Origin of the sequence: Amycolatopsis sp. lyj-109 (assembly GCF_046548995.1) — a bacterium.
GTDB lineage: Bacteria > Actinomycetota > Actinomycetes > Mycobacteriales > Pseudonocardiaceae > Amycolatopsis.
In genome coordinates, this window is sequence record NZ_JAJPWR010000072.1 from 1 (window position 1) to 536 (window position 536).

Sequence of the window (536 nt, forward strand, 5' to 3'; positions counted from 1 at the left end):
GCTGATCAGAAAGAAGAGCACGAGCGCGACAACGGCGATCACAACGAATTTCTTCAAGCCGGGCGACATGGCTCCATCCCATCACACAGTAGTGTCCAGACGATGACTCCGCGCGCACTGCGGACTTTGTCACCACTTTAAGGAGATCGGGGCCCTGTTGCCCACCCGGATCCGCCTGAGGGAGCGATCGATGAGCGAAAACGCTCTCGTACACCGAGACGGACCCGTGACGACGATCACGCTGAACCGGCCGGGGGCCCGCAACGCGGTGGACGGACCGACCGCGGCCGCGCTGGCGGACGCGTTCCGCGCCTTCGACGCCGACGACGAGGCCGCGGTCGCCGTCCTCACCGGTTCGGGTGACGCCTTCTGCGCCGGAGCCGATCTGAAGGCCGTCGGCACCGGCCGCACCAACTCGCTCAGCCCGGCGGGTGACGGGCCGATGGGGCCGTCGCGGATGACGCTGTCGAAGCCGGTGATCGCCGCGGTCCGCGGGCACGCCGTCGCGGGCGGCCTCGAACTGGCACTGTGGTGCG

Annotated in this window: 1 protein-coding gene; it reads left to right on the forward strand. The window is 68.5% G+C overall.

Going from position 1 to position 536, the window contains the following annotated elements; translation table 11 throughout:
* Positions 1-190: 190 nt before the first annotated feature.
* Positions 191-536: enoyl-CoA hydratase-related protein (locus ACLJQF_RS48860; RefSeq protein ID WP_410617528.1), on the forward strand; the 346-nt coding region annotated here is incomplete at its 3' end.